Raw genomic sequence first — 3,896 nt, 5'->3', positions numbered from 1 at the left:
GGCTCAGCCGTCGCGGAGGGCGGCCGGGGGCTCGACGGTGTGGAAGCACTGGGTGCACACGTAGCCGCCCCGCGGTCCCTCCAGGACCGCCCAGCCGCACTGGGCGCAGTGCATCACGGCGACGTCGGGGGCGGGGATGTCGGAGGGGGTCATCCGCTCGCCCCGCAGTTGCCGCAGGACCAGCGCCCGTCAGGACCTTGGATCACCTTGGCGCCGCACGTGGTGCAGTTCACCGGCAGGTCTCCTTCCGCCGTGCCTCTCGCCACGTTCCTCCGTGCCCGCCGGCGTCCGCCCGCTTCCGCGGTGTCCGCCGGCGTCTTCCGGTGTCGTCGGTGACGTCCGTCACGACCGTCCCGGGCCACCGTAGTCCGGCGTGGACGGGTGTGGCGAGACCGCTTTTCCGCCGCACCGGCTTCCCCGGTTCAGCTCCCCGCATGCCGCCGGCCGCGCGCGGTACGGGTCAACTCCCGGAAACCGGCACGGGTCAGGCGCGTCGGGCCGGCCCGGCCGCCGAGCCGTGCGATCCGCTCGGGCCGGGCGATGCCGGTGTCCACCTGCGCCGGGCCGATGTCCTCCCCCGCCGGGCGGACCGTGAAGCGCGTGCCGCACTCCCCGAGCGTGCGCCGCGCGGTGAGGCCGGGGAGGGGGGCGCCGGCCGGCCGCGGAAGGTCGCCCGTCCCGGCGACCGGCGGAACCTCCGGGTTCCCCGTGTGGGTGAAGCCCGCCCGCTCACAGGCCGCGCGGACGTGCGGCCACTGCTTTGGGACCGCCGCCGGGACCGTCCCCGGCGGCCCGAGCAGGGGTCGGTACCATCAAAGACCGGAATCCGCTCCTCCGAATGCGGGACCAAGGTGTCTGCTGATCTCTCCTCCGTCATAGCCGCCACCGCCCGGTGGCTGGTCCGTGCCTATCCCACCGCCGGCGGGGTCTTCAGCGCCGCCCTGGCCGAGGCACAGGCGCGGCAGGCGGTCACCGTGGCGGCCTGGCTGCGCTACCCGACGGAGATGGACGCCGCGCTGGTCGCGGTGGCGGGGCCGGGCGGCGCCCGGCGGCTGGACCGGATCACCGGCTCGGAACCACCGGAGATTCCGGAGTCTGCGGAGGTCCCGGAGACCCCGGAGTCCGCGGAGACCGCCGGGCTCCCCTGGGTCCCCGCCCCCCGGGAGCCCGGCGACGAGGGGGACGCCTGGCGCACCTGGGTGGACGAGGTCCTCGCGAGCTGGGCGGCCTGCCTGCTGACCGAGCCCGGCCTGGCACAGGCCGCGGTGTCCGCGGTCGCGGACTGCGAACACGCGCGGGGCCTGTCCGTCGACTTCCGCCGGCTGACCGCGCCCGACGCGCTCGACCGGCAGGCCGCGCCCCTGCTGCGGCACCCGGACCTGATGGCGCCGATCGCCGAGCTGCACCGCGCCGAGTTCCTCCGCCGCCTCGGCTCCCACCGCGGGCCGGACACCGAGGCCGCCCTGTCCGACTGACCGCCCCCGGCGGGGTCGCGTACGGCCCGCGGGGGGAGCCCGTCGGCCGCGGACAGCCCGCCGGTCCGGTGAGCGGTCCGGTCAGCCCAGGACCGTGAACGCGCGCGTGGTGCCGGAGAAGGAACGGGGGGCGCCGACCGGCGGCTTGGCGTCGCCGTCGTAGCGGATGCGGTAGCTGCCGGGCGTGGCGGTGGCGGGGACGTCCCAGGTGACGGTCACCTTCGACGCGGCGATCCCGTCGCGCTGCCACCGGAAGGTCGTCGACCAGTCCCCGTCGTCGGCGACCGTGCGCCAGGTGCCGCCCTCGGCCCGCTCCACCCGCAGGTAGGTGCCGCCCCGGTGCAGGTCGTTGCCGGGGTGGGCGCCGGCGAACACGGCGACCACCCGCTCACCGGCCCGGTAGCTCTCGCGCGGCTGGGTCAGCACGTCGCCGAACGACCGCCCGAGCTGCGGTGCGTCCAGCACGATCGGCGGCTGGAAGGAGAGCGGCGCGGCGGACAGGTCGGGCGGCTCCGGCCCGGTCGGCAGCGGCTGCCCGTCGCGCAGGGCGCGCGCCAGACGCGCCGAGACCTGCTGGAGCGCGGGGAGCTGCCAGCGGCCGAAGAGGGTGCTGCCGCCCTCGTAGTGCTGGGCGTCGTACTCCTCGGGCGTGGTGACGTAGTGGAAGTAGGCGTTGGCGTAGCCCGCCACCAGGACGTCTTCCAACCCGGTGCCCACGATCCCGGCGACGGTGCGGCGCAGGCGCAGGCCCGCCGCGATGGTGACCTCGCCGGGGATGCCGATGAGGTGCAGGCGTCCGATCCGCACCAACTGGACGGGGACGATCTCCTGCACCCAGGGGTAGACGCGGTTCATCTCCCCGATGGGCACGGCGATCGCCTTGGGCGCGTGCGCGTCGCGCAGCTCCGGCGAGACGGTGTAGACCACCGAGTGGGAGACGGCGTCCCACAGCGGGTTCTCGCCCTCGGCGAAGCCGGGGAACGCCGGGCCGTCCTCCGTGCTGCCCGCGGCCATGGCCGCGCCGACCGCGGGTTTGGCGGTCCGGTGCGTCCGCCCGTCGCCGGTGAACTCCGGCTCGACGGTGACGTCGGAGAGGTCCACGTACACCAGCCGGGAGTCCACGCCCCCGGCCAGACGGGCGCCGGGACGGCCGAGCTGGCCGGCGGCGGCCCGGTACTGGCGCAGGCCGAGTTCCCGGGTGCGTTCGAAGTCCTCCGGTGTGGTCGGCGGTGCCAGGTCCAGGTTGGGGGACATGTCGCCGGCGTTGGTCTGCGCGAAGGCGGTGATCACGTCGGGAGCGGTGCCGGCGAGGTAGTCCGCGCCGGCGACCTCGCGTTCCCAGTGGTAGGCCGCGTAGCCCTTGTTGTCGGCGCTGACCAGCCGGTTGTCGCCGGACATGCTGGTGCAGTGGGTGGCGAACCAGTTGACCGCCCCCACCAGCCGCCCCTGGCGCTCGATGCGCAGCAGCGTGGTGAGGGGGTCGATGGCGTCGGGGAAGTACGCCCGGACGTCGGCGGGGTTGCGGTCGAAGGCCGCGCGGGAGCGGTTGACGCTCGCGTCGCGCAGCTCGCCGCGGGTGAGGACGAGGTCGGCGGGTGCCAGGTCGGCGTGGGCCCGGCCGACCGCCTCCAGGATGCCGCGGACGACCGCGTCGAAGGTCTTGGCGTGGAAGCCCAGCGTGGTGAGGTTGTAGAGCAGGTGGTGGGAGTAGCCGCCCGGCCCGGCGTGGGTGTGGGTGGCGGTGATCATGGTGTTCCGGGCGGTGTACAGGCCGCCGTACCGCTCGGCCAGGCCGCGCAGCACCGCCTGGTGCACGCTGGAGAAGATCATGGGGGAGTCGACCACGACCAGGGCCACCCGCTCCCCGGCGCCGCCGTCCGGGGTGCGGTCGGCGATGACGAAGGCGCGCGCCCGCAGGCGCGTGTGCAGCCCCTCCGCCTGCTGGTCGGTGCGCCCGTAGCCCATCAGCCCGACCTCGGCCACCTCGCCGGTGGCGTCGGCGATGCCGCGTCCCACCAGGTAGGAGCCCGCCTCCGGCGTGTCCGCGGACTCCCGCGCGACCGCGTCCGCGGGCGTACGGCCGGTGGCGGACGCCGTGGACGGCGGGAGTCCGGCCAGTCCGAGTCCGGCCAGTGCCGCCCCGGCGCGCAGCACGCCGCGGCGGCTGCCGCCCGGACCGTCCGGCCCGGGGACCGGACCACCCGGACCGGGAGCCGGACCGCCCGGCACCTCGTCGGACGACTCGTGCCGCTGGGCTCGGGGATCGCTCACCTGCGCTCCTCACGGTGCGTCTCGGGCCGCTTCTGCGGGGGGTTACCGCCGGTTCATCCGCGGTTCGATGTGAGCATGACACTCGCGGAGGGAGCAGACAACGGTGCGGACGACGGGAGGCGCGGACGCCCCTCGGGGAAGGTCGCCGCG

At 75.6% G+C, this 3,896-nt stretch carries 3 protein-coding genes; 1 reads left to right on the top strand and 2 read right to left on the bottom strand.

Annotation, left to right across the window (positions count from 1 at the left end; genetic code table 11):
* Positions 1–3 precede the first annotated feature (3 nt).
* A complete protein-coding gene (locus tag VE546_RS21285; RefSeq protein ID WP_324924761.1) occupies positions 4–153 on the bottom strand; it encodes a hypothetical protein in 150 nt (49 codons plus the stop codon).
* Positions 154–851: 698 nt separating this feature from the next.
* Here VE546_RS21285 and VE546_RS21280 point away from each other — a divergent pair.
* Positions 852–1,475 carry a hypothetical protein gene (locus VE546_RS21280; RefSeq protein ID WP_324924760.1) on the top strand — a complete coding sequence of 208 codons (624 nt, stop codon included), beginning with the start codon at positions 852–854 and terminating at the stop codon, positions 1,473–1,475.
* Positions 1,476–1,556: 81 nt separating this feature from the next.
* On the opposite strand, the gene VE546_RS21275 is transcribed toward VE546_RS21280, so the two are convergent.
* On the bottom strand, positions 1,557–3,629 hold the full coding sequence (locus tag VE546_RS21275) for a neutral/alkaline ceramidase (protein WP_324924763.1): 2,073 nt from the start codon (positions 3,627–3,629) through the stop codon (positions 1,557–1,559).
* Positions 3,630–3,896 lie beyond the last annotated feature (267 nt).

The sequence above is a fragment of the Streptomyces sp. genome, from assembly GCF_035644915.1.
GTDB lineage: Bacteria > Actinomycetota > Actinomycetes > Streptomycetales > Streptomycetaceae > Streptomyces.
This window is presented reverse-complemented; position numbering and strand designations above follow the sequence as displayed.